This is a genomic window from Stutzerimonas stutzeri, assembly GCF_000935215.1.
In the GTDB taxonomy this organism is placed as follows: domain Bacteria; phylum Pseudomonadota; class Gammaproteobacteria; order Pseudomonadales; family Pseudomonadaceae; genus Stutzerimonas.
This window is the reverse complement of the sequence record NZ_JXXD01000395.1, coordinates 1-341: the sequence shown is the minus strand read 5'-3', so window position 1 is coordinate 341 and position 341 is coordinate 1. Positions and strand designations below refer to the sequence as shown.

1 protein-coding gene is annotated in these 341 nt (G+C 65.7%); it reads right to left on the bottom strand.

The window, feature by feature from the left end; translation table 11 throughout:
- The coding region (vgrG, locus tag LO50_RS23770) for a type VI secretion system tip protein VgrG (protein ID WP_044316588.1) at nucleotides 1-341 on the bottom strand (341 nt) is incomplete at both ends.

Here is a 341-nt window from a genome sequence, read left to right as displayed (position 1 = left end):
ACCAGCACTTCCATGCCAACGCGCGGGATCGCGATGCCGCCGTAGCGGCCGCCGGCCCAGCTGGAGCTGACGCGCAGCCAGCAGCTGGTCTTGTCGTCGGCCTGGCCTTCGCGATCCCAATGAAATTGAACGCGTACGCGACCGTACTCGTCGCAATGGATTTCTTCGCCGGCAGGACCGGTGACCACGGCGGTCTGGCTGCCGAGCACCTTCGGTTTCGGATGCTTCAGAGCCGGTCGGAAGGGGATGTCCCAGGGGATGGCGGTGAAGTGGTTGCGGTAGCCTTGCTGGAAGTCGGAGCTGGCAAGAGCCCCCTCACCCCAGCCCTCTCCCCATAGGGG